The 23,126-nt window shown below is 42.8% G+C and carries 19 protein-coding genes; 6 read left to right on the forward strand and 13 right to left on the reverse strand.

Features of this window, described 5'->3' with window-relative positions; genetic code table 11:
* Positions 1 to 31: 31 nt before the first annotated feature.
* Positions 32 to 928, forward strand: a complete 897-nt coding sequence (locus NDQ71_RS05305) for a GGDEF domain-containing protein (protein WP_064667576.1) — start codon at positions 32 to 34, stop codon at positions 926 to 928.
* Between the two features lie 48 nt (positions 929 to 976).
* On the opposite strand, the gene NDQ71_RS05310 is transcribed toward NDQ71_RS05305, so the two are convergent.
* The 6 genes from NDQ71_RS05310 to lpxB all read right to left on the reverse strand — a co-directional run bounded on the left by NDQ71_RS05310 (position 977) and on the right by lpxB (position 9,018).
* Positions 977 to 1,324, reverse strand: a complete 348-nt coding sequence (locus NDQ71_RS05310; RefSeq protein WP_301562380.1) for a hypothetical protein — start codon at positions 1,322 to 1,324, stop codon at positions 977 to 979.
* Complete coding sequence (gene tilS / locus NDQ71_RS05315) at positions 1,321 to 2,628, reverse strand: tRNA lysidine(34) synthetase TilS (RefSeq protein WP_301562381.1); 1,308 nt, start codon at positions 2,626 to 2,628, stop codon at positions 1,321 to 1,323. The genes NDQ71_RS05310 and tilS overlap by 4 nt, the downstream gene beginning before the upstream one ends.
* A 182-nt stretch (positions 2,629 to 2,810) precedes the next feature.
* Positions 2,811 to 3,767 carry an acetyl-CoA carboxylase carboxyl transferase subunit alpha gene (gene accA, locus NDQ71_RS05320; protein ID WP_301562382.1) on the reverse strand — a complete coding sequence of 319 codons (957 nt, stop codon included), beginning with the start codon at positions 3,765 to 3,767 and terminating at the stop codon, positions 2,811 to 2,813.
* Between the two features lie 16 nt (positions 3,768 to 3,783).
* Complete coding sequence (gene dnaE, locus NDQ71_RS05325) at positions 3,784 to 7,275, reverse strand: DNA polymerase III subunit alpha (RefSeq protein WP_192542252.1); 3,492 nt, start codon at positions 7,273 to 7,275, stop codon at positions 3,784 to 3,786.
* The gene (gene rnhB, locus NDQ71_RS05330; protein ID WP_192542251.1) at positions 7,275 to 7,871 is read right to left on the reverse strand and encodes a ribonuclease HII; all 597 of its coding nucleotides are present in this window, start codon (positions 7,869 to 7,871) and stop codon (positions 7,275 to 7,277) included. The genes dnaE and rnhB overlap by 1 nt, the downstream gene beginning before the upstream one ends.
* Positions 7,861 to 9,018, reverse strand: a complete 1,158-nt coding sequence (gene lpxB, locus NDQ71_RS05335; protein WP_192542250.1) for a lipid-A-disaccharide synthase — start codon at positions 9,016 to 9,018, stop codon at positions 7,861 to 7,863. The genes rnhB and lpxB overlap by 11 nt, the downstream gene beginning before the upstream one ends.
* 379 nt (positions 9,019 to 9,397) lie before the next feature.
* Here lpxB and NDQ71_RS05340 point away from each other — a divergent pair, with 379 nt between their 5' ends.
* The 5 genes from NDQ71_RS05340 to cydC are packed head-to-tail and all read left to right on the forward strand — an operon-like array spanning position 9,398 to position 15,800.
* Positions 9,398 to 10,996: a cytochrome ubiquinol oxidase subunit I gene (locus tag NDQ71_RS05340; protein WP_192542249.1), complete on the forward strand. Its 1,599-nt coding sequence runs from the start codon at positions 9,398 to 9,400 to the stop codon at positions 10,994 to 10,996.
* On the forward strand, positions 10,993 to 12,132 hold the full coding sequence (gene cydB, locus NDQ71_RS05345) for a cytochrome d ubiquinol oxidase subunit II (protein ID WP_064667584.1): 1,140 nt from the start codon (positions 10,993 to 10,995) through the stop codon (positions 12,130 to 12,132). The genes NDQ71_RS05340 and cydB overlap by 4 nt, the downstream gene beginning before the upstream one ends.
* A 12-nt stretch (positions 12,133 to 12,144) precedes the next feature.
* Positions 12,145 to 12,297 carry a cytochrome bd-I oxidase subunit CydX gene (gene cydX, locus NDQ71_RS05350; RefSeq protein WP_064667585.1) on the forward strand — a complete coding sequence of 51 codons (153 nt, stop codon included), beginning with the start codon at positions 12,145 to 12,147 and terminating at the stop codon, positions 12,295 to 12,297.
* Positions 12,287 to 14,074, forward strand: a complete 1,788-nt coding sequence (gene cydD, locus NDQ71_RS05355) for a thiol reductant ABC exporter subunit CydD (protein ID WP_192542248.1) — start codon at positions 12,287 to 12,289, stop codon at positions 14,072 to 14,074. The genes cydX and cydD overlap by 11 nt, the downstream gene beginning before the upstream one ends.
* Positions 14,067 to 15,800: a thiol reductant ABC exporter subunit CydC gene (gene cydC, locus NDQ71_RS05360; protein ID WP_192542247.1), complete on the forward strand. Its 1,734-nt coding sequence runs from the start codon at positions 14,067 to 14,069 to the stop codon at positions 15,798 to 15,800. The genes cydD and cydC overlap by 8 nt, the downstream gene beginning before the upstream one ends.
* Here the strand turns inward: cydC and NDQ71_RS05365 are convergent.
* From NDQ71_RS05365 to rseP, 7 genes are all read right to left on the reverse strand, one after another.
* Positions 15,797 to 16,180 carry a septal ring lytic transglycosylase RlpA family protein gene (locus NDQ71_RS05365; protein WP_192542258.1) on the reverse strand — a complete coding sequence of 128 codons (384 nt, stop codon included), beginning with the start codon at positions 16,178 to 16,180 and terminating at the stop codon, positions 15,797 to 15,799. The two genes, cydC and NDQ71_RS05365, sit on opposite strands and share 4 nt — an antisense overlap.
* Before the next feature lie 199 nt (positions 16,181 to 16,379).
* On the reverse strand, positions 16,380 to 17,150 hold the full coding sequence (lpxA, locus tag NDQ71_RS05370) for an acyl-ACP--UDP-N-acetylglucosamine O-acyltransferase (RefSeq protein ID WP_064667589.1): 771 nt from the start codon (positions 17,148 to 17,150) through the stop codon (positions 16,380 to 16,382).
* 2 nt (positions 17,151 to 17,152) lie between these two features.
* Positions 17,153 to 17,605 (reverse strand): 3-hydroxyacyl-ACP dehydratase FabZ, encoded by a 453-nt coding sequence (fabZ, locus tag NDQ71_RS05375; protein WP_016707632.1) that lies wholly within the window; start codon positions 17,603 to 17,605, stop codon positions 17,153 to 17,155.
* 13 nt (positions 17,606 to 17,618) lie between these two features.
* Positions 17,619 to 18,656 carry a UDP-3-O-(3-hydroxymyristoyl)glucosamine N-acyltransferase gene (gene lpxD, locus NDQ71_RS05380; protein ID WP_064667590.1) on the reverse strand — a complete coding sequence of 346 codons (1,038 nt, stop codon included), beginning with the start codon at positions 18,654 to 18,656 and terminating at the stop codon, positions 17,619 to 17,621.
* A gap of 9 nt (positions 18,657 to 18,665) precedes the next feature.
* The gene (locus tag NDQ71_RS05385) at positions 18,666 to 19,184 is read right to left on the reverse strand and encodes an OmpH family outer membrane protein (RefSeq protein ID WP_064667591.1); all 519 of its coding nucleotides are present in this window, start codon (positions 19,182 to 19,184) and stop codon (positions 18,666 to 18,668) included.
* Positions 19,185 to 19,195: 11 nt separating this feature from the next.
* The gene (bamA, locus tag NDQ71_RS05390; RefSeq protein WP_064667592.1) at positions 19,196 to 21,667 is read right to left on the reverse strand and encodes an outer membrane protein assembly factor BamA; all 2,472 of its coding nucleotides are present in this window, start codon (positions 21,665 to 21,667) and stop codon (positions 19,196 to 19,198) included.
* A 105-nt stretch (positions 21,668 to 21,772) separates the two neighbouring features.
* Entirely contained in the window at positions 21,773 to 23,125 is a 1,353-nt protein-coding gene (rseP, locus tag NDQ71_RS05395) for a sigma E protease regulator RseP (RefSeq protein ID WP_192542246.1), read from the reverse strand.
* Position 23,126 lies beyond the last annotated feature (1 nt).

Below are 23,126 nucleotides of genomic sequence, written 5' to 3' on the forward strand. Positions count from 1 at the left end.
AGCAACAACACACTCCTAGGGGGAGAAAACCGTGGAAAATGTCCATATTTTGACGCAACGGATCTCAGCACGTGGCGAGTTTCTGCCGTTTTCGGCAGAGCATTACCGTAATAATGAGCCTACTGCTATTCATCGCTTGCTTGAAAAATTGCAAACGACCTTGAATTTAGAAGAGCTGCTCGCTATTTACGCTGCGCATGCAAAACAAATAATTAATTTTTCGGGGCTGCAGTTTCAGTCATCCCTTGGTGTGGCTCAAATTACTGATAGCGATAACAGTAAACCGCCTTACTCATTTGATTTAGAAATAAATAATGAACATTTAGGTCAGCTTATCTATTTTTGTCAGTATCCGCTGACAGGCAATATTGAGCAAAAGTTAATTGGCTTACACAACGCATTGGTCTATCCGTTACGCAATGCGTTAATGTATAGTCGGGTACTTAAACTCGCGACTAAAGACACCTTAACAGGGCTTAATAACCGCAGTCAGTTTAATGATATTTTGGCGCAAAAATTAGAGCGTTGCCGCCGCCAAAACCGGCAATTTAGTTTAATGTTGTTAGATTTAGATAACTTTAAACAAGTTAATGACAACTATGGTCATAAAATTGGCGATGATGTACTACAAGAATTTGCCAATGTGTTGTGTAGCAGTATTCGTGGTACTGATTCGGTGTTTCGTTTTGGTGGCGATGAGTTTGCGGTGTTAATTGATGATCCTGAATTTACCACTAACAAAGTGATAGCTCAGCGAGTCATGCGCTTAGTGGCTGAATCAAATTTGATGAAGCAATACCAAGTAACCACCAGCATAGGTTATACACTCGCAAGTAGCCAAGACTGTGAAAATAATATTTTTGCCCGTGCCGATAAAGGTCTCTACAAAGCAAAGGCCGCTGGTAGAAATTGCGCAAGAGCTTATTAATTAAAGTAAAGCCTAGTTCCCCCGCTAAGCCTTACTTTGATACTTAAACTAACTTTTTAACTTGGCTAATAACTTATAGCCTAATAGTGCTAAGCAAAAACCAAAAAAGAAACCACTAATTAAATACAATAAAGCAGCCATTGTTGTTAATGGCATGACAATAACCATTAACAGTGGAATGCTTACCCCAGCAATAAAAAATATCCCGCCTTTACCCAACCAATAAGCAATTAATATCACCGCGCAAAGTAATCCACCCGCACTGGCATAGCCAAGTGTTGAGAGCGGTAATTCAAACAAAAATGTCGCAGCTATCGCGATAAGTGTTGTGATCACAAGTCCTAATGGTGCTTTGTTTACAAGCGATAAGCCAACATGGGGCTGTGGCTTACTCATGTCTTTATGTTCCAAAATATACCTTCTTGTTGATAGTGTTCAGCACTTATAAAATGCCCAACAACATAAACTAATTGTTCATTATAAAAAATTAGCGGTACATTAGCACGCAGCCAAGGTGCTACTTTAGCGTCTTTAAACCAATGTTTGAGCGTATTATGGCCCGGTTTTTTAAGTGGTTTAATACGTGCTTGTGGGCGGTTAAAATGCACCGTGACCTGTTCATTAGGCAGTGGCTTTCTTATCCCTTCACCCGTTAATTGAACCAAACTGCGTCCATCAGACAGTAACAGCTCTGCATCGGTTACTAATTGGCTTTGTGGCACTTCGGTATCACACACAAAATATAAAAACTGTTGATGACGACGCACTTGTCCGTGCGCTAACTGAATAAGTAACTGGGCATCAGCTTGTGCGGTTAGACCTTGGTTGAGTATTTGTAAGGTTTGCTGTTGCGATGGCATCAAGGCTGTAAATTGCTCAAGCCAACAACGCAACACATTGGCTTGGCGCGCAGCACTGTAGTTTGCAAGCGCTAAACAACTTAAACCTTGCTGGCTATTTTGGCATCGTTGTAAATCTAATTGGCTGTATTCGTCGAGCAGGTCTTGTTGCTGTTGTAATAACCCCACACTGCGCACGGCGCTTTTTTCAAACCCTTTAAAACGCTCACTCAATAGTGGCATAATTTGCTGGCGAATAAAATTGCGGTCAAAGCGTTCATCACAATTTGAGTCGTCAGTAATATGTTCTAAGTTAAAATCTGCTGCGAATTGCTCAATATTTTGACGAGTAACATTTAGCAGTGGCCTTAAACATTCTCGACCAGAGCTAAGCATACGCGTTTGCCGCATTGCAGTTAAGCCTTGCAAACCAGAGCCGCGCTTTAGGCGCAGTAAAAACGTTTCGAGTTGATCATTTAAGTGTTGCCCGAGCAAAATAATACTGCCACTTGGACTGAGTTGATCAAGTGCTTGGTAACGAGCGTCACGTGCTTGCTGTTCTAAACTAGTGCGGGTTTTGCGGTCAATTTTTACCTGTGCAGCATAAAATGTAATAGCAAGCTCATTACATAGCTGTTCACAAAATGCCTGCCACTCATTAGCGTGCAGGCTTAAACCATGATGCACGTAGACAGCGGTTAATTGCAGTTGCGGTATTTCTGCTTTAAGCGCATTCATTACATGCAGTAATACCACGGAATCCACACCACCGGAGAGCGCCACTGTAAATGCGGTTTTGTGCTCATCGATATAAGGCGTAATGGCATTTTTTACTTGTTGATATAAAGACGTTGCATGCATTAATTAAAATCGCTAAATAGATGATTGGTTAGCTCCTAGCTCCTAGCTCCTAGCTCCTAGCTCCTAGCTCCTAGCTCCTAGCTCCTAGCTCCTAGCTCCTAGCTCCTAGCTCCTAGCTCCTAGCTCTCAAGCATTCTAAAACAAAAAAGCCGCAAAAGCGGCTTTTTTTCATCAATGAGCTATTAACAATAACCAAATGACATTAAACGTTTGTAGCGTTGATCAAGCATTTCATCAAGTGATAGTGCCTGTAAATCAGCTAAGTCACGCTTAAGTTGACTTTTAAGGTTACGCGCCATACCGTCGTAGTTACGGTGTGCGCCGCCTAATGGCTCTTCAACTAAGCTGTTGATCAAATCAAGCTCTTTAACACGCTCGGCGGTTACGCCCATTGCTTCTGCAGCTAGAGGCGCTTTGTCGGCGCTCTTCCACAAAATTGATGCACACCCTTCTGGTGAAATCACCGAGTAAGTGCTGTACTGCAACATGTTAACGCGATCACCTACGCCAATGGCAAGTGCGCCACCTGAGCCACCTTCACCAATAACCGTACAAATGGTTGGCACTTTTAATGCCGCCATTACTTTAAGGTTACGTGCGATTGCTTCAGATTGGCCGCGCTCTTCAGCGCCAACACCTGGGTATGCACCCGGCGTGTCGATAAAGGTCATGATTGGCATTTTAAAACGCTCAGCCATTTCCATTAAGCGTAATGCTTTACGGTAACCTTCAGGCTTTGGCATACCAAAGTTGCGTTTGATTTTTTCAGCGGTATCGCGGCCTTTTTGTTGACCAATAACCATCACTGGTTGGCCCTCAAAACGTGCAACACCGCCTAAAATTGCCGGATCATTTGCAAAAGTACGGTCGCCAGCAAACTCATCAAATTCCGTGAAAATACGCTCGATATAATCTCGAGTATAAGGACGCAACGGATGACGGGCTAACTGAGAAACCTGCCAAGCACCTAACTTAGAGAATATTTCCTCTTTCATTTTGGCACTTTTCTCTTTTAATCGGCTGACTTCCTCTTCTAATTCAAGGTCTAAATCGCCAGCGCGGCTTATATTTTGTAACTCTTCAATTTTTGCTTCTAATTCTGCGATTGGAAGCTCAAAATCAAGATAATTGAGGCTCATGCTCTAAACTACCTAATTAGTTAAATTCTAGTTCTACATCTTGCGCCGCCATTAACGATAACTTATGAATTAAGTCATCACTAGGCGTAACACACCATTCTGTCCCGAGAGTTAACTGTGCCAGCGCATCTGGACGCTGGTAGTAAACCTTAATCGGACAAGTACCAAACTTATAAGGTTCGAGTACTTTTTGTAAATTATCGAAGAAGTTCGCTTCGATTTGCACCATATTCAGCGTCATTTTAATCGCTTTAATCCGTTTTTCTCGCGCTTGCGCGATGGTGCATATGTCTCTGGCGGTCATTGTAATACCACCGGAGAAGTTATCAAAGCTGACCTGTCCAGATATTACCAAGATATTGTTGATTTGCAGCATATCTTGGTACATTTCAAACTGTTCTGGGAATAAGCGTACATCAATACGGGCACTCTTGTCATCTAAAGTTACCAGTCCCCAACGATTTCCCTTTTTATTGATTAGTGTACGTGCTGCTATTACAAGGCCTGCGGAGGTAGATTGCACGTCCCGATTTGTTGGTTGTAAATCCACTAATCGGCCACTGGTGTAATATCTCAGCTCTTTTCGATACTGATTTATCGGATGCCCCGTTAGGTATAAACCTAAGGTTTCTTTTTCACCATCAAGCCATTGATTATCAGTCAGTGGTGTGGCTTTTATAAAGGCTTGTTCAACTTCATCAGGCTCTGTAGCAAGTAGACCAAATAAATCGCTTTGCCCTAGCGACTCTGCTTTTTTATGTTGATCTGCCGCACGCATAGCATCTTGTAAGCTTGCTAATAACGTAGCTCGAGCTGGCTGTGTTTTTTCAGGACCGAGTTGATCAAGTGCCCCTGCATAAATCAGTTTTTCGGTTACGCGCTTATTGATACGCTTTAAATCTACCCGCGCACAAAAATCAAACAGGTCTTTAAATGGCCCACCATTGCTGCGCGCTTCTAAAATTGCGTCTACAGGTGCTTCACCGACCCCTTTGATCGCGCCAATACCGTAAACAATTTCACCTTTAAGGTTTACAGTAAATTTATACGCACCGGCGTTTACGTCTGGCGGTAATAATGTGAGCTTCATATTCTCACATTCATCCACTAGGGTAACGATTTTTTCGGTGTTATCCATATCCGCAGACATCACCGCCGCCATAAATTCAGCAGGGTAATGGGTTTTCATCCACAACGTTTGATACGACACTAACGCATAGGCTGCTGAGTGAGATTTGTTAAAACCGTAACCTGCGAACTTCTCTACCAAGTCAAAGATTTTAATCGCTAGTTCGCCGTCAATACCGTTATTTCGCGCACCTTCTTCAAAGGTTGAACGCTGCTTGGCCATCTCTTCTGGTTTTTTCTTACCCATTGCACGACGAAGCATGTCGGCGCCACCTAGGGTGTAACCTGCTAATACCTGTGCAATCTGCATTACTTGTTCTTGATACAAGATAATGCCGTAAGTCGGCTCCAAAATCGGTTTTAAGCTTTCATGTTGGTACTGCGCATCGGGGTAAGAGATTTCTTCGCGACCCAGTTTTCGGTCGATAAAGTTATCTACCATGCCCGATTGCAAAGGTCCTGGTCGGAACAAGGCAACCAAGGCTATCATATCTTCAAAGCAGTCGGGCTTTAAGCGCCTTACTAAGTCTTTCATACCACGGGATTCGAGCTGGAATACTGCGGTAGTTTCGGCTCTTAGCAGTAGGTCGATACTTTTTTGGTCGTCCAGTGCAATGGTGTTGATGTCTATCGGCTCTTTTCCCTCTCGGGCTAAGCGCTCGTTAGTCATATCAACGGCCCACTGTAAGATGGTCAAGGTCCGCAGACCTAAGAAGTCAAACTTAACTAAACCTGCTGTTTCAACGTCATTTTTATCAAACTGGGTAACCGGAAACTTACCTTCATCGTCACAATACAGCGCAGCAAAATCAGTAATGGTAGTCGGTGAAATAACCACACCACCGGCATGTTTACCAGCATTACGCGTACACCCTTCGAGGATGCGACACATATCGATTAAATCTTTAACCTCTGAGTCGCCATCGTAGGCTTCTTGCAGACGTGGCTCTACATCAAACGCTTTTGCCAGCGTCATGCCAGGGTCGCCCGGGATCAATTTTGAAATACGGTCAACAAATCCATAAGGGTGACCAAGCACCCGGCCAACATCGCGTATTACCGCCTTCGCCGCCATAGTACCAAAGGTGATGATCTGTGATACCGCATCTCGGCCATAGAGCGCAGATACGTGATCAATTACTTCATCACGTCTATCCATACAGAAATCGACGTCGAAATCCGGCATTGATACCCGCTCAGGGTTCAAAAACCGCTCGAAAAGTAAATCAAATTCAAGCGGGTCGAGATCGGTAATTTTCAGCGCATAAGCCACGAGTGAACCTGCTCCTGAACCACGCCCTGGCCCTACAGGAATATTATTATCCTTACTCCACTGGATGAACTCCATTACGATCAAGAAGTAACCGGGGAAACCCATTTGGTTGATTACATCGAGCTCGATTTGTAAACGCTCATCGTATTCAACGCGTTTTTCTGCACGGTCTGCTTCATCGGGGAATAAAAACTGTAGCCGCTCTTCTAGGCCATCTTTTGAAACTTTAACTAAGAAGTCTTCAATTTTTAATGAGCCTGTTGGGTAATCAGGTAAAAAGTACGTCCCTAACTGCACCGTCACATTACAACGCTTGGCGATTTCCACACTGTTTTGCAGCGCTTCTGGGATATCGCTGAATAGCTCAGCCATTTGCTCTGGGGTTTTTAAGTATTGTTCTTCAGAGAAACGTTTTGGCCTGCGCTTGTCATCGAGCGTATAGCCGTCAAAAATTGCTACGCGGATTTCGTGAGCTTCAAAGTTTTCAGGCTTTAAGAACACCACTTCGTTAGTCGCCACTACTGGCAGTTGCTCAACGGTTGCAAGCTCAACCGCCAAGTGTAAATAGTCTTCTTCTTGCGTACGTTTAGTTCGGATCAGTTCAATGTAGTAGTTATCACTAAAATGCTGTTTATAAAAACTAACTATCGACTCAACGGTGGCAGGATTACCTTTTAATAGCGCTTTCCCTAAATCGCCGTCTTTTGCACCTGAGAGTAAAATTAGCCCCTCTTTGTGCTCAATCAGCCACTCTCTGTCAATCACTGGGCGATGAAATAAATGCCCGCGTTGGTATGCTTTTGAAATTAGTAGTGTGAGATTTTTATAACCGACGTTATCTTTGGCTAAAATAACTAACCGGCAAGGCCCTTCAGGAAATTCAGGACTGTGCAGCCAAAAATCAGCACCTACAATGGGCTTAATACCGGCATTATGGGCACTATCATAAAAACGCACTAAGCCACATAAGTTCATTTGATCGGTAATTGCCAATGCAGGCAATTGCAGCTCTTGCGCTTTAGCTACTATGGGTTTAGTTTTCGCTAAACCATCGACCATTGAAAAGTCAGAATGAACCCGCAGGTGGACAAAATCTGGCGCTGCCATTACTGCTCCTGCATCGCCAGCACACGTTGCACTGGTTTAAAACTTTTACGATGTTCGCTAATAGCACCGTATTGTTCAAGGGCAGCAAAGTGCGCTTTGGTTGGATAACCTTTGTGACCGGCAAATCCATATTCTGGATAGCGTTTGTCAAGGGCGAGCATTTCGTCATCACGGGCTACTTTTGCAATAATAGAAGCTGCTGAAATTTCTGCAACTAAGCTATCGCCTTTGACTACGGCTTGCGCAGGCATAGATAAAAGCGGCAAGCGATTACCATCGACAAATACAAATTCCGGCGTGGTGCTTAACCCATCAACCGCGCGAGTCATTGCTAGCATAGTTGCGTGGAGAATATTTAATTCGTCTATTTCTGTCGGGCTACAACGACCTATTGACCAACACAGGGCTTTTTCTTTAATTTCGATTGCTAGTGCTTGGCGTTTTTTATCGGTCAATTTTTTTGAATCAGCAAGACCTGCTATCGGGTTTGCTGGGTCCAGTATCACAGCGGCAGTTACTACATCGCCGACTAATGGGCCACGGCCTACTTCGTCAACACCTGCGATAAGCGCGAGGTTAGGTCGTTCAATTTGCATTTATAATCTCCGCAACAGCCGCTGCTGCTTGCTCACTGGCGTTTAAGCGTATTTGTTGATGGATAGCTAAAAAGCGAGCTTTTAATTCTTTATTATCACTATTTAGCATCGGTTCAAGAGCATTCGTAAGGTTTTCAACACTGCAATCATGTTGCATAAACTCAGGCACTAACTCTTCGTCTGCTAATAAGTTTGGCAGTGAAAAGTATTTAATATTAAAAGTGAATAAGCTTTTAAATATCCAGTAACTGAGGGCTTTTATTTTATACCCGACCACCATCGGCTTTTTATACAGCATGCCTTCAAGGGTCGCAGTACCTGAAGCAATTAAAATAACATCTGCCGCTTGCATAGCAAGGTTTGATTGACCATCTAACAATTGAATATTCAGTTGTGGCGCTGTCGCTGCCAAAATAGCTGAAAACTGCGCTTTACGTTGCTCGTTTACTAACGGTACAACGATTTTTAAATCAGGGTTTTTAGCTTGTAAGCCTGCTGCCGTTTTCAGGTAAGTTTCACTCAGCAAGCCTACTTCAGAGCCTCGACTACCTGGCAATAATGCCAATACTTTATCATCTAGCCGTAAACCCAGCTGCGCGCGTGCTGCGCTGTCATCATGTTCAAGGGCAATATCATCAGCGAGTGTGTGACCGACAAATGTACACGGCACATTGTGCTTATCATAAAAGGCTTTTTCGAATGGTAATAACGCCAATACCATATTAGTCGCGGCGCTAATTTTATGGATACGCTTTTCACGCCATGCCCACACTGATGGACTTACGTACTGAATCGTTTTAATTCCCGCCTCTTTGAGCGGTTTTTCAACCCGTAAATTAAAATCAGGGGCATCAATGCCTATGTAAACATCTGGTGGGTTATCAATAAAATGTTGGACTAGTTGTTTGCGGATTTTTAATAACCGCGGTAACCGGCCTAGCACTTCAACTAACCCCATTACGGCAAGCTCTTCCATATCGAATAAGCTGTTACAGCCTTGCGCCTGCATTTTTGGCCCTGCGATACCTTCAAAAATGGCATCCGGGTAGCGTTTTTTTAACGCTTTAATTAGGCCCTCGCCTAAAATATCGCCGGAGAGCTCTCCAACTACAATGACAATACGCAGAGGTTGTTTATCTTTATTCATGGGTGTTTTTTATTCGCAAGTCAACAAGACAGTCATACGCCTTAGTCTAGCGTGTTTTTTAATGCGATTAAATGACACAGCTTGAATAAAGTATAGAAACATTCCTAAGTGTACCTTTACTGATACAGCCAAAACTATTTGTCTGTTTTTCAAACATAAATTGGCAAATATTTAAACTCTGTGTTTCACTTACTAAAGCTAACAAAACGCGTCGCAATACTCACAAAGGGAGAGTGGATTTACCCATTGTTTGATTGACAATAAATAACTAAAAGTGAATACTGTACAAACTTTCAATAATTACTGAAAGCTTATTAAATTACTTTTGCTTACTTTATTTGTTTTGTGACTCGCCCGCACATACAAGGAGCTATAAAAAATGATAGATGAAACCTTTGTGGATCTATCGCGATTACAGTTTGCTGTCACCGCCCTGTTTCACTTTTTATTTGTACCACTGACCCTAGGAATGACTTGGATCTTAGTGATCATGGAGTCGGTCTATGTGATGACCGGTCGAGAGATCTACCGAGATATGACCAAGTTTTGGGGTAAACTATTTGGCATTAACTTCGCCATTGGGGTCGCAACTGGCCTTACCATGGAATTTGAGTTTGGTACTAACTGGTCTTATTACTCTCATTATGTGGGCGATGTATTTGGCGCTCCCCTTGCGATAGAAGGGTTAATGGCATTCTTTTTAGAATCGACCTTTGTGGGTATGTTCTTTTTAGGCTGGCAGCGACTCAGTAAACGCCAGCATTTAGGTGCCACCTTTTTAATGGCTATTGGTACTAATATGTCTGCGCTGTGGATATTGGTCGCCAATGGTTGGATGCAAAATCCGGTCGGTGCTGAATTTAACTATCAAACAATGCGTATGGAAATGACCAGTTTTGCTGAACTGGTATTTAACCCCGTTGCGCAGGTTAAGTTTATACACACGGTGTCTGCGGGTTATGTTGCTGCGTCTATGTTTGTACTGGGTATAAGTAGCTGGTACATCTTAAAAGGGCGCGATCTCGCCTTTGCGAAACGTTCATTTTCTGTTGCCTCTGGTTTTGGTTTAGCGTCAATTCTGTGTGTTATTTTACTCGGTGATGAGTCTGGTTATGAAGTAGGCGAAGTACAAAAAGTAAAACTGGCAACCATAGAAGCTGAATGGCACACCGAAGAAGCCCCCGCCGCGTTCACGCTAGTGGGTATTCCTGATTCTGATGAGCAAGTAACTCATGCCGCCGTTAAAATTCCCTATGCGCTGGGGTTAATCGCAACTCGCTCGCTAGATAAGCAAGTCATCGGCATTAATGATTTAGAAAAACAACACGAAGTGCGTATTCGTAACGGTATGATTGCGTATAAATACCTTGAGAAGCTGCGCGGTGGTGATGATACGCCAGAGAATATTGCTAAGTTTGACACCCTCAAAGGCGATTTAGGTTACGGACTACTACTGAAACGTTATACGCCAAATGTAGTTGATGCGACCGAAGCACAAATTCAACAAGCGGTGAAAGATTCATTCCCTAAAGTTGGCCCGATGTTTTGGTCGTTTAGAATTATGGTTGGCTGCGGAATGATTATGTTAATCGTCTTCATCTTGGCATTTTATTACAATGCACACCGTGTTATTGAACAAAAGCGCTGGCTTTTATGGGCTGCAGTGTGGAGTATTCCTCTGCCATGGATAGCCATTGAGTTTGGTTGGATAGTTGCAGAGTATGGTCGCCAACCTTGGGCAATCTCAGAAATACTGCCGACCTTTTTGGCCACTTCGTCACTGACTGTCAATGATATATTGATTAGTTTAACTGGCTTTATCGTATTTTACACCGGCCTTGCGATTGTTGAAGGCTGGCTGATGCTGCGATTTGTGAAGCTAGGCCCTAGTTCATTGCATACTGGTAAATACCATTTTGAACATGATCAACATATAAATCATGACCAACTAACTGACGAGCAAGGAGCAAAATCATGATTTTCGATTATGAAACGTTAAAGTTACTTTGGTGGGTGATCATCGGTGTACTACTGATTGGTTTTGCTATCACCGATGGTATGGACATGGGTGTGGCTATGCTTATCAAACTCGTAGGTAAAACCGACAGCGAACGCCGTGTGGTGATCAATACGGTAGGCCCACATTGGGATGGTAACCAAGTATGGTTTATCACCGCCGGTGGTGCTTTATTTGCAGCTTGGCCGATGGTGTATGCAGCTGCATTCTCGGGTTTTTACTTTGCCATGATGTTGGTGTTATTTGCGCTCTTTTTTAGACCGTTAGGTTTTGATTATCGCAGTAAAATCGATTCACTACGCTGGCGTAACAATTGGGACTGGGGCTTGTTTGCCGGCAGTGCCATTCCTGCACTGGTATTTGGTGTAGCCTTTGGTAATCTATTTTTAGGCGTGCCGTTTAGCATTGATGAATACCTTAGAACCACTTATCAGGGCTCTTTCTTTGCATTATTAAATCCATTTGCCTTACTCGCCGGTTTGATCAGCATCTCTATGTTGCTTGCCCATGGCGGCATGTGGTTGCAACTGCGTACTGATAGCGATGTAGCACGTCGCTCGGCGCAATATGGCCGTTATGCGCTCCTGGTATTTATTGTGTTATTTGCCCTTGCTGGTATTTGGGTTGCCAATCTTGATGGTTATCAAATTGTTTCTATGGGCGATAAACAAGGCTTTGCTAATCCACTTGATAAAACAGTTACCACGGCAACTGGTGCTTGGTTAAATAATTACCAAGCTATCCCATTAAGTATTGCATTCCCTGTCATTGCTTTTGTTATGGCCGCCGCGGCGTGGTTATTATCAAAAGCAAACAAGCCAGCTTTAGCGCTCATTTGTACTAGCTTGATGCTTGCTGGCGTCATTTTAACTGCGGGCATGTCACTGTTCCCGTTCATTATGCCATCAAGTAACTTCCCTGATATTAGCTTAACAATTTGGGATGCCGTATCGAGTCATATGACCTTGAATGTGATGTTTGTTGCGGTTGTTATTTTTGTCCCTATTATTTTATTCTACACCACGTGGTGTTATGTAAAAATGTGGCGCAAAGTAACCGTGAAAGAAATTGAAAATAATAGCCATGGCAGTTACTAAGGAGATTTAACTATGTGGTATTTTGCTTGGATACTCGGTGTTTTATTAGCCTGTACATTAGGTGTGATCAACGTTATGTGGTACGAATTTGGTCAAAACAAAGACAGTATCGCTGACGACGAACAAGAATTACACGATAGGCTTAATCGCCAAAATGACGACTAACCCCCGACCAAATCGCGCGCAACAAACTACGTTGCGCGCGTTTTTAAAAAACCATTCTGATCACGCCGGTAGTCTGTTAAAAATCAGTATTGCATTAGGCACTTTTAATACCCTATTGATGATTGCCAGTGCTTACTTGGTGGCCCGCTCGATTCATTTAGTGATGTTTCAACACGCGGATTTAGCGACCATCATCCCTTTACTTTGGCCATTAGCAGCACTGATACTCGCGCGCGCGATACTGCTTGGGTTTTCCCAGCGTATCAGTGCCAAAGCTGCGCTTAAAATTAAAACCGCGATGCGCCATACACTACTTGAAAAACTGACACTGCTTGGACCAAGCTATATTGAACAACACGGCCATGGCGCAACCTTAAATACCTTGCATAATGGTGTTGAAGCGCTGCACGATTATTACGCTAATTATTTACCCAGTGTGGCTTACAGTGCATTGATCCCTCTAGCTATCTTGATGGTGATTTTCCCCACTGACTGGAAAGCCGGTTTGATTTTTTTATTTACCGCACCGCTTATTCCGTTCTTTATGATTTTAGTTGGCCACCAAGCTGAGCAGCTTAATCAACAACGCTGGCAACAATTGGCTGTGTTAGGTAATTACTTTTTTGATAGACTTCAAGGGCTTACACAACTTAAACTCTTTAATGCCACAAAGCGTGAATTAAAACAAATCGCCAAAATCTCCGATGATTTTCGCCATGCGACGTTAAGTGTATTAAAAATTGCATTTTTGTCGTCCTTTGCGCTGGAATTTTTAGCCACGATAAGCGTTGCCCTAGTCGCTGTGATCATCGGTTTCCGGCTATTTTTTGGCACCTTAGACTTTGCTACTGGTTTTGTCGTGTTATTACTGGCACCTGAGTTTTATTTACCGCTGCGTCAATTGGGTAGTCATTACCATGCCAAGTTAGAGGGGATAAGTGCTGCGGCTGATATGCTAAAAATATTGAATGAGCCAATTCCCGGTAGCGATAATGAATCGTCAACTCGGCACAACGAGTATTCTCCATTAACCCTTGAGCGTATTGAACAACTGCGGATCGACAATTTAAACTTTCATTATCCAGACAGCAATGAAGGCGTTAACAATATTAACCTCACTTTTGCTGGCACCGGCTTATATGCCATCGTTGGTCAAAGTGGCGCTGGTAAAAGTACCTTACTGGATTGCTTATTAGGGTTTCACCCACAAGTGATCGCAGCCATCACAGTTAATCAACAGCAGCTCACCCAATCTAATATTAGCCAATGGCAGCAACATATTACTTGGATCCCACAACAGCCAACATTGTTGTTCACCACTATCAAGGCCAATTTATTACTGGCAAAACCAGATGCAACGGCCGCACAATTAGCAGCCGCAGCCAAGCAAGCTGGCGCTCTTGAGTTTATTAATGCATTACCAGAGGGCTTTGATACTCACATTGGTGAGCAAGGCGAAGGGCTCTCTGGCGGGCAAAAGCAACGCATTGCGTTAGCGCGGGCATTTTTAAAACAAGCGCCCATTTTAGTTCTTGATGAACCCACCGCACACCTTGATAGCCAAACTGAGCAATCAGTGCAAACGGCCATTAATCAATATGCGCAGGATCACCTTGTTGTGGTGATCGCCCATCGCTTAAATACTATCGAGCACGCCAAACAAATACTGGTAATGAAAGATGGCAGTGTGATTGAACAAGGCGACTTTAAAAGCTTGCTCAATCAGCATGGCGCACTGTTTGATTTAGTTAATGCAAGGAGCACACAAAATGACTGACTTTATGCGTTTGCTTAAATTATGTAAGCCACACCTAGGCGCGATGTTACTAGGTGCTTTCTTGGCAACTCTGACCGTACTGGCAAACGTTGCACTACTGGCTATTTCGGGTTGGTTTTTAGCCGCCATGGCGGCAGCTGGGTTAGCCGGCGTACATATGAACTACTTTACACCAGCCGGCACTATTAGATTTTTGGCCATCGTAAGAACCGCCTCTCGTTACGGCGAGCGATTGGTAACTCACAACGCCACCTTTTTATTATTAAGTGAAATTCGTGTCAGTGTTTTTAACACGCTAAGCCAGCTAAGCAATGTTGATTTAGCGATGAGCCGCAGCGCCGATCTATTCAACCGAATGCAAAATGATGTAGAAGCCCTCGATAAGTTTTATTTAAACGTGTTACTACCTATGATTGTTGCGCTTGTAAGCGTGCCAATTGTGCTGATATTTATGAGTGTATATAACGCTAATGTGGCACTGCTGTGCTTTATCGCACTGCTATTGGTAGGTGTGGCACTGCCTTTACTATTAAGTAAGCAACTACAACAAACTGCTGAACTCGAGACAAAATACTCAGCTACATTGCGCGCTGAGTTATCTGACACTCTAAGCGGACTCAGAGAGCTTGCTATTTATCAAGCCACTGAGCAACAGGTTGAACAGTGTCGTACAGCAAGTGAGCGCTATAATCAGCAATTATTTACTCGCCACAATGCCGAGGCAACCAGTAATGGTTTATCACTACTGGTAGTGCAATTGAGCATGCTGGGCGCCATCGTGATAGTTGCGCCACTTGTTTATAACGGCACTATGGTGAATGTTGAATTAGCCATGCTCAGTTTGTTTGTACTTGCCAGCTTTGAAACCGTGTTAACACTGCCCAATGCCTTTATCCAATTGCCAGTGGCACTGAGCGCTGCAAAACGTATTTTTGCTTTAGAAGATAAACTGCGCCCTACGACTAACAACACAAACGAGCTAGTGGCTGTGCAACCTTTAGGGCTGGAATTTAAACAACTTAGCTATTGTTACCATCCGGGTAGCTATGCGCTAAATGATATCAACCTAACAATCTTAGCACTGCAAAAAGTGGCTGTTGTCGGCCAAAGTGGCAGCGGTAAAAGTACCTTGGTTAATTTACTCAGTGGTTTATGGCCACAACAAAACGGAACAATAAACCTAACCTCACCTGATAAAACCATTGCGATTGACACTATTAGCCAGCAAAACCGTTGCGAACTTATTAATATTGTTGCCCAACAGCACCATATTTTCGATGGCACAATTGCTGATAATTTACGTTATGCCGCCCCAGCAGCAAGCAAAGAACAAATGCTTGCTGCTTGCCAACAAGCACAACTTGCTGATTGGATAAAGGACTTAAAGCAAGGCTTAAATACTCGCTTAGGTACAGGTGGTAGAAGCTTATCGCGAGGACAATCACGGCGGTTAGCATTAGCGCAAGCACTCCTTCGTGCGCCAGCTATTTTGGTATTAGATGAGCCGACCGAGGGACTGGACAATCAATCTAAGCATCAAGTTATGGATGCGATATTAACCAGTATGCAGCATTGTACTGTGATCAGCATAACTCATGATCCGGCCTTACTTGCTAATATGGATAACGTAATTTGGTTAGAACAAGGACAAGTAAAAGCAATAGCAACGCATCAACAATTATTAGCTGAACACACTGACTACGTAAACTTGATCACGCGGTTTTAGTTAATCACTTCAATGGTTACGTTGATCACCCCTAAATTCGGCTCGGCGAGTTTCTCAAACGCATGCTTAGTTAAATCGATGATGCGGCCGCGAACAAAAGGGCCGCGATCATTGACTCTAACGACTACTGAGCGGTTATTTGCAGTATTTGTGACTCTCACCTTAGTGTTGAATGGCAACCGTTGATGTGCGGCCGTCATGGCTTGTTGGTCAAACTTTTCACCACTTGCGGTCAGTCGGCCATGGTATTTATCGGCATAAAAACTGGCCTTACCCTGCTCTGTGATGCCTGTATTTGCATCAGAATAACTTGCAGGCGAGCTACTACAGCCTGCTAAAATAGCCAAAGATAAGCTAATTAAAAGTGGTTTAATCAAAATTCAACGCTCCTTTAGTTTGCATAAAGGTAGCAGCAAGCCTGATACCAATCGACTTAAATATTTAACCATTCTAGCGGGCTAAATAAATGACTAATAACTTAACACGATTGGTATGAGCTTTAACTGAATTAACTGCTACAAAACAAAAAAGCCACCGATTATTGTTCATAATCGGTGGCTTTTTTAATAGAGCACATTATTAACGAATAATACCGCGCTCAGAATTTTTAACGAAATCAATCATCATTTGTACCGCTGGGTACTTAGCAGCATCTTCACTCAAGGTCGCAAGTGCGTCTTCTACACCTAAGCTCTTACGGTAAAGTGTTTTGTAAGCACGGCGCGTTGCCATCACTTCATCGCTTTCAAAACCACGGCGCTTCATACCTTCGGTGTTGATTGCAACTGGGCCCGCAGGCGTACCAATGGTTGTTACAAATGGTGGTACATCTTTGTTGACGCCAGAATACATACCAACAAAAGCATGTGCCCCCACTTTACAAAATTGATGAATACCTGAGTTTCCTGCAAGAATAACCCAATCGCCAATATGTACATGCCCTGCAACAGATGCATTATTAGCAAAAATAACGTTATCGCCAATCACCGCATCATGCGCTACGTGAGTGTATGCCATAAACAAGTTGTTGCTACCAATCTTAGTAACACCTTGATCTTGAATAGTACCACGATGAATAGTGGCACATTCACGAATGACATTGTTATCACCAATGATTAGTGTTGTTGGCTCATTATTGTATTTTTTGTCTTGGCACGCTTCGCCTACAGACGCAAATTGAAATATATGATTGCCAGAACCAATTGTTGATGGTCCTTTGACCACCACATGAGATTCAATAATGCAGTTATCGCCAATCACTACATCGTTGCCAATGTAGCTATACGGCCCAACTGAGACATTATCGCCTAACTTTGCACCTGGTTCGATTATAGCTGTAGGATGGATCACAATTAAAGCTCTCTTCTCGCACACATAATTTCGGCACTACATACTACTTTGCCGTCGACTTTTGCTTCAGCAGCAAACTTCCAGATATTACGGCGCTCTTTTAAAAACTGTACATGTAAATGCATAGTATCGCCAGGAGTAACTGGTTGTTTAAAACGCGCATTATCTATCGCTGCAAATAAATATAGCTCATTTTCACTGCGATTTTCGACTGTTTTAAAACCTAATAAACCGGTTGCCTGCGCCATGGCTTCTAAAATTAATACACCTGGAAAAATAGGCTGGTTTGGAAAGTGGCCAGTAAAGATAGGTTCGTTAAAAGTTACGTTCTTAATCGCATGCAATGATTCACCTGGGGTGTAATCAAGTACACGGTCAACCAGTAGCATCGGGTAACGATGCGGAAGTAAACTTAAAATTTCTTGTATATCTAGGCTATTTAATTCGTTTGCCAAAATAGCATCCTTATCAATTATCAACGTTTAATGACTTAGTCAGAGTCTCTAGCGCTTTAAGGCGGACTTTCATCTCTGGCAAATTACGTAAATGAGCAATGTTACGACGCCACTCTTTATTGGAAGAATGTGGCAACCCAGAAGAGTAAACACCCGGTTCTGAAATCGCTTTAGTTACCATGCTCATACCCGTAAGTATAACACCATCACAGATATCTATGTGACCATTTATGCCGACAAGCCCTGCAATTTGGCAGTTTTTACCAATAGTGGTACTACCAGCTATCACGGTACACCCGGCAATTGCTGTGCCTGAACCAATTTCTACATTGTGAGCTATTTGACATTGATTATCGATAATCACGTTACTATGAATAATAGTGTCGTCAAGCGCACCACGGTCAACCGCAGTACCGGCTCCAATCTCTACTTTATCACCAATAATAACACGACCGAGCTGAGGGATTTTTATCCATTGCCCTTTGTCGTTAGCATAACCAAAACCGTCACTGCCAATGATTGCTGATGATTGGAATAAACAATCACTGCCAATCTCTATGTCGTGATAAATACTGACATTTGCCCATAATTTTGTGCCACTGCCAATTTTAGTGTTTTCACCAATAAAGCAATTTGCACCAATTTGCACGTTATCGCCAATCACAGCACCGGCTTCAATTACAGCATTCGCAGCAATCGCAGCAGTATTGGCTACCGTAGCTTGCGGGTGAATAACTGCACTTGGGTGAACCCCGGCTAATGCCGAGCGTGGTGTAGTATCCAGTAACTGCGCTAATTTTGCGTAACAAACATAGGGGTTTGCAACAATCAGCTTATTACCTTGGTAATATGGTGCATCAGCGGCTGATAAGATCACGGCACTGGCCTGAGTATCTGCTAATTGTGAGCGATATTTCTTATTCGCTAAAAATGCAATATGCCCAGAGCGGGCATTTGCAAGTGTAGCTATTTTTGAGATTTCTATAGCGCCATCACCATCAAGTTCGGCGCTTAGAAGTTCCGCAATCTGCGAAAGCGTATAATTATGCATATATCAGTTCTATTGCTTACTTACTTTATCAACAACTTTGCTTGATAAATCAACAACTGTTTTCGGGTTAAAGTAGATAGTCGTATCTTTAACTTTAACTTCATCGTATTTACCATCTTTAGCAATATCTTCGATTGCTTTGATGATAATACCTTGTACTTTAGCAAGCTCTTGGTTTTGACGTACTTTAATTTCTTGCTCTAAAGGACGACCTTTTTCAGCAAGATTTTTTTGCATGCCTTCTACTTTTTCACGTAACGCATCTTTTTGCGCTTGGCTCATAGTTGTAGCTTCACGTTTAAACTTTTCTGCTTCAAAGCGAATATCGCCTTGTAGTTTTTCTAGCTCTTGGCGACGCTCTGCAAACTCAGCTTGTAACGTTTGCTCAACCTTTGCCATTTGTGGAATTTGTTTGTAGATTTCTTGCATATCTACAATACCAACTTTATGTGCAAAAGCACTTACAGAAGTACCCATCATAAGTGTTGCTAAAATGGCGATTGCCGATGATTTAAATGATTTTTTCACAAAAAACTCCTTTAGAATGTATTACTAATGTTAAAGCTGATGGTCTTCGTATCGTCATCTTCTTCTTGTTGCAATGGATACGCAAAACTGATCAGCATAGGACCCATAGGTGAGATCCACTGCAATGATAAACCGGTTGAAACCCTAAAGCGCATCGGATCTGAATAATCCTCAAGCTTAGCGCGTTCATCCGGCCCTAAATTTTGATAACGGTCAACGTTAAATTCGGTGTCCCATACGTTTGCAGCATCAACAAAGAAGCTAGTACGTACAGAGCTGGTGTTATCTTCATCTAAGAATGGTGTTGGTACGATTAATTCCATACCCGCAACAGCCTTAGCATTACCACCAATACGCCCTTGTGGTGTTAGTACATCAAACTCAGGCGCGCCGCCTATACTGCCAGTCAAGGTACCATCTGGCAATGGGGTACCAGGAATTAATTGTGGCGTACGAGAAATAGCACGCGGCAATATGGTATTACGGTCAAAACCACGTAGTTCCATTTCCGTTATACGGAAATATTCTTGGAATGGCAGAGTTTGGTCATAACCATTGGTTGTACCATAACCATTACCATAGCCAAGTGCGGCACGTGTTGAGAACACCCAACGATGGTTATCGCTGATCGGCCAGTAAAAACGTGAGTCATAATTTAGTTTGAAATAAGTTAAATCTGAATTAGGCGTTGTACCGGTTAAATTAAGTGTTTGGCGAGAACCTGCCGTTGGGAATAAACCACGGTTTACAGTCACTCGAGACCAACCTACACTCAGCTCGTACTTAGTAAAGTCAAAGCCAGCATCTGGGTTATTCGGATCTAAGAAGGTCTCACGCATTACACGCGTTTGCTCGTATTCTGCAATTTCAGACAACTCTTCTTGTATCCAACGCACACCAAAGTTAATACGGTTTACCGCATCAATTGGGAAGCCGATGTTAGTACCAATACCATAGCTCTTCGATTTATAATCGATAAGGCTGAATTTACTTGCATCGTAGTTACTGTAAAAGATGCTACTGCCCTGCGATACACCATCAGGGGTAAAGTAAGGGTCAGTATACGATAAGCTCACTCGCTCAGAACCACGTGACGTATTGATGTTAAAACCAATCTGGTTACCAGTACCTAAGAAGTTAGACTCAGTCACACCAATATTAAATTGCAAGCCTAGGTAAGAACCATAAGCAAGACCGGCATTAAAACTACCAGCTGATTGCTCTTTTACGGTAAAGTCGACGTCTACTTGGTCATCAACACCTGGGACTGGCACCACATTAAATTCAACGCTTTCCATATAAGGTAAACGCTGAATTTGCAATTTAGAACGCTCTAGGTTTTGGTTTGAAAGCCACGCACCTTCCAACTGGGTCATTTCACGACGTAGTACTTCATCCGCGGTATTTTGGTTACCACCGACAATGATACGACGAACATAAACGCGCTGCCCCGGATTCACTGATAGGGTTAACTGAACTTCTTTATTTTCGTCGTCTATTTCAGGAATAGTACGCACTTCTGCGTTGGCATAACCAAAACGTGCTAAATAGCTTTTGATAAACTCTTCTGACGAAGTCACCACTGAGCCATTGTAAAGCTCACCGGCACGCAGTGGAATAACACTTTTGATTAATTCTTCACGGCCCAGTAAATCACCAATGAAGTCAAAACCTTTAACTTTGTATTTAACGCCTTCGGTGATATTCGCGGTAACATAAACCGATTCACGCTCTGGGCTCACTGATACTTGTGTTGAATCGATATTAAAACGTAAATAACCACGGTCTAAATAGAAACTACGGATTTTTTCAAGATCGCCTTCAATGGTTTGTTTCTGGTAGCGATCGCTGCCCATAAACTGCCACCACGGTAAATCTTGTTGTGATTCGGCAAGCGCAAGTAAATCTTCGTTGCTGAACAATTCATTACCAACTAAGTTTATTTGGCGAATTGATGCAGCGTCACCTTCATCAAACTCAAGCTTGAGCTTAACGCGGTTACGCGGCAATTTAGTGATGCTGACATCAATCTTAGCGTTATATTTACCAATACTGTGGAAAAACTCAATTAAGCCTTTCTCAATGTTATCAACCACTGTTTTATCAAGTGGTTCACCTTGGCGAATATCTTGTTGATCAAGCGACTGAGTTAGCTGCTCATCTTTGATGTCTTTATTGCCTTCAAACTCAATAATACTGATTGTTGGACGCTCTGTTACTCTGAAAATAACATTGTTGCCATCACGTAGCGCCTTGATGTTGTCAAAGTGGCCTGAGTTATACAAAGACTTAATCGTTTTTGAAATTGTGTAGTCATCAACACTGTCACCCACATTAATCGGGATATGTGTTAATGCCGCTCCCAACGCTACGCGCTGTAAGCCTTCAACTTTTAAATCGTCAACAATAAAGGAGTTTTGGCCTAGGGCTGCAAAGCTAGCGCCTAATAAACTTGTTACTGCCAAATGTTTTTTTATAGCCATTTTATTATCTTTATCCTTTACAACGGTATTACCGCTCAACACCTTAAAACTATACTTTAACGGTGTTTTACAATCGTGTTTTTAATTCGAGACTGTCGCAATTACTTATAATCGCGATACATCATTGAACAAAGCGAAACATGTAAGAAAAATGAGTAACAAGGCACCCACTTTAAAACCAAATTCTTGTGTCTTTTCAGAGACCGGCTTTCTACGAAAAAGTTCAATTATGTAATACATTAAGTGCCCACCATCAAGTACTGGTAACGGCAATAAATTAAATACGCCTAAGTTTACACTGATCAATGCTAAGAAGCTTAAAAATGCCACTAAGCCATAGCTTACGCTCGTTCCCGCACCGACAGCTATACCAACCGGACCACTTAAATTTTTCACTGATACTTGACCAGTAATTAAGTTGCCAATCATATCAAAACTTAGACTGATCAAGCGCCATGTTTCACTTACGCCCAGCACCATACTATCGAGTGGGCCATAATGTCTAGTTTCAATGTAACCATCTGGCCACTTTTCAACCACAGGCGCGACACCTAAAAAGCCTTGTAACTGACCGTCGTTATTACGCTGCCCTTGTGGCGTGACGTTTATACGTTCTATAGTATCTTGCCTTTTTACACTAAATTGTAATGATTTGTTAGCGGATTGCTGAATAACATTAACTAATTGAGTCCAATCGGTCATTGTTTCGCCATTTACTGCGATAATTTCATCCCCCGCCTGTAAATTAGCTGCGGCAGCGGCAGAATTAGCTGAAATAGTTGCAACTGTCAAAGTCGCTTGCGGGCGAAACGGGACAATACCCAATGAAGCCAATGGCGGTACATCTTGCTGATCCAACTTCCAACCATCGATATCGAGTGTTTTCACCTGTTCTTGAAATTGCTCATCGCGCACCGTAACAGCTACGCTTTTTTCACCTAAACTCGCCATTAGTGCAAACGTAGCATCTTGCCAAGTAGCAATATTATCGTCGCCAATTTTGACAATATGTTGACTTGGCATAAGGCCAGCTTGCTCTGCTCGGCTACCTTCTGTGATCGTACCAACAACCGGTTTAACTGATTGCACACCCACCATGTACATCACAGCTAAAGCAAAAATAGCAAAGATGAAATTTGCCATAGGCCCTGCGGCAACAATCGCGATCCGCGCTTGTACTGATTTAGCGTTAAATGATAAATGGCGTTGCTCAGCTGGTACGTCATCAACGCGCTCATCAAGCATTTTTACATAGCCACCCAGTGGGATTGCAGCAATAACGTATTCAGTGTCGTACTTATCATGCCATTTTATCAGTGGCTTACCAAAACCAATTGAGAACCGTAACACTTTGACACCCGCTTTACGGGCAACCCAAAAATGCCCGTATTCATGTACTGTAACCAAAATACCCAGTGCTAAAATAAAAGAGCCTAAATTCCACAGAAAATCGAACATA

It is taken from the genome of Pseudoalteromonas sp. KG3, assembly GCF_030436385.1.
Taxonomy (GTDB): domain Bacteria; phylum Pseudomonadota; class Gammaproteobacteria; order Enterobacterales; family Alteromonadaceae; genus Pseudoalteromonas; species Pseudoalteromonas prydzensis.

Coding starts and splice junctions, on each gene's coding strand:
- NDQ71_RS05310 (WP_301562380.1), bottom strand. CDS start 1,324: ATGAGTAAGCCACAGCCCCATGTTGGCTTATCGCTTGTAAACAAAGCA.
- tilS (WP_301562381.1), bottom strand. CDS start 2,628: ATGCATGCAACGTCTTTATATCAACAAGTAAAAAATGCCATTACGCCT.
- accA (WP_301562382.1), bottom strand. CDS start 3,767: ATGAGCCTCAATTATCTTGATTTTGAGCTTCCAATCGCAGAATTAGAA.
- dnaE (WP_192542252.1), bottom strand. CDS start 7,275: ATGGCAGCGCCAGATTTTGTCCACCTGCGGGTTCATTCTGACTTTTCA.
- rnhB (WP_192542251.1), bottom strand. CDS start 7,871: ATGCAAATTGAACGACCTAACCTCGCGCTTATCGCAGGTGTTGACGAA.
- lpxB (WP_192542250.1), bottom strand. CDS start 9,018: ATGAATAAAGATAAACAACCTCTGCGTATTGTCATTGTAGTTGGAGAG.
- NDQ71_RS05340 (WP_192542249.1), top strand. CDS start 9,398: ATGATAGATGAAACCTTTGTGGATCTATCGCGATTACAGTTTGCTGTC.
- cydB (WP_064667584.1), top strand. CDS start 10,993: ATGATTTTCGATTATGAAACGTTAAAGTTACTTTGGTGGGTGATCATC.
- cydX (WP_064667585.1), top strand. CDS start 12,145: ATGTGGTATTTTGCTTGGATACTCGGTGTTTTATTAGCCTGTACATTA.
- cydD (WP_192542248.1), top strand. CDS start 12,287: ATGACGACTAACCCCCGACCAAATCGCGCGCAACAAACTACGTTGCGC.
- cydC (WP_192542247.1), top strand. CDS start 14,067: ATGACTGACTTTATGCGTTTGCTTAAATTATGTAAGCCACACCTAGGC.
- lpxD (WP_064667590.1), bottom strand. CDS start 18,656: ATGCATAATTATACGCTTTCGCAGATTGCGGAACTTCTAAGCGCCGAA.
- bamA (WP_064667592.1), bottom strand. CDS start 21,667: ATGGCTATAAAAAAACATTTGGCAGTAACAAGTTTATTAGGCGCTAGC.
- rseP (WP_192542246.1), bottom strand. CDS start 23,125: ATGTTCGATTTTCTGTGGAATTTAGGCTCTTTTATTTTAGCACTGGGT.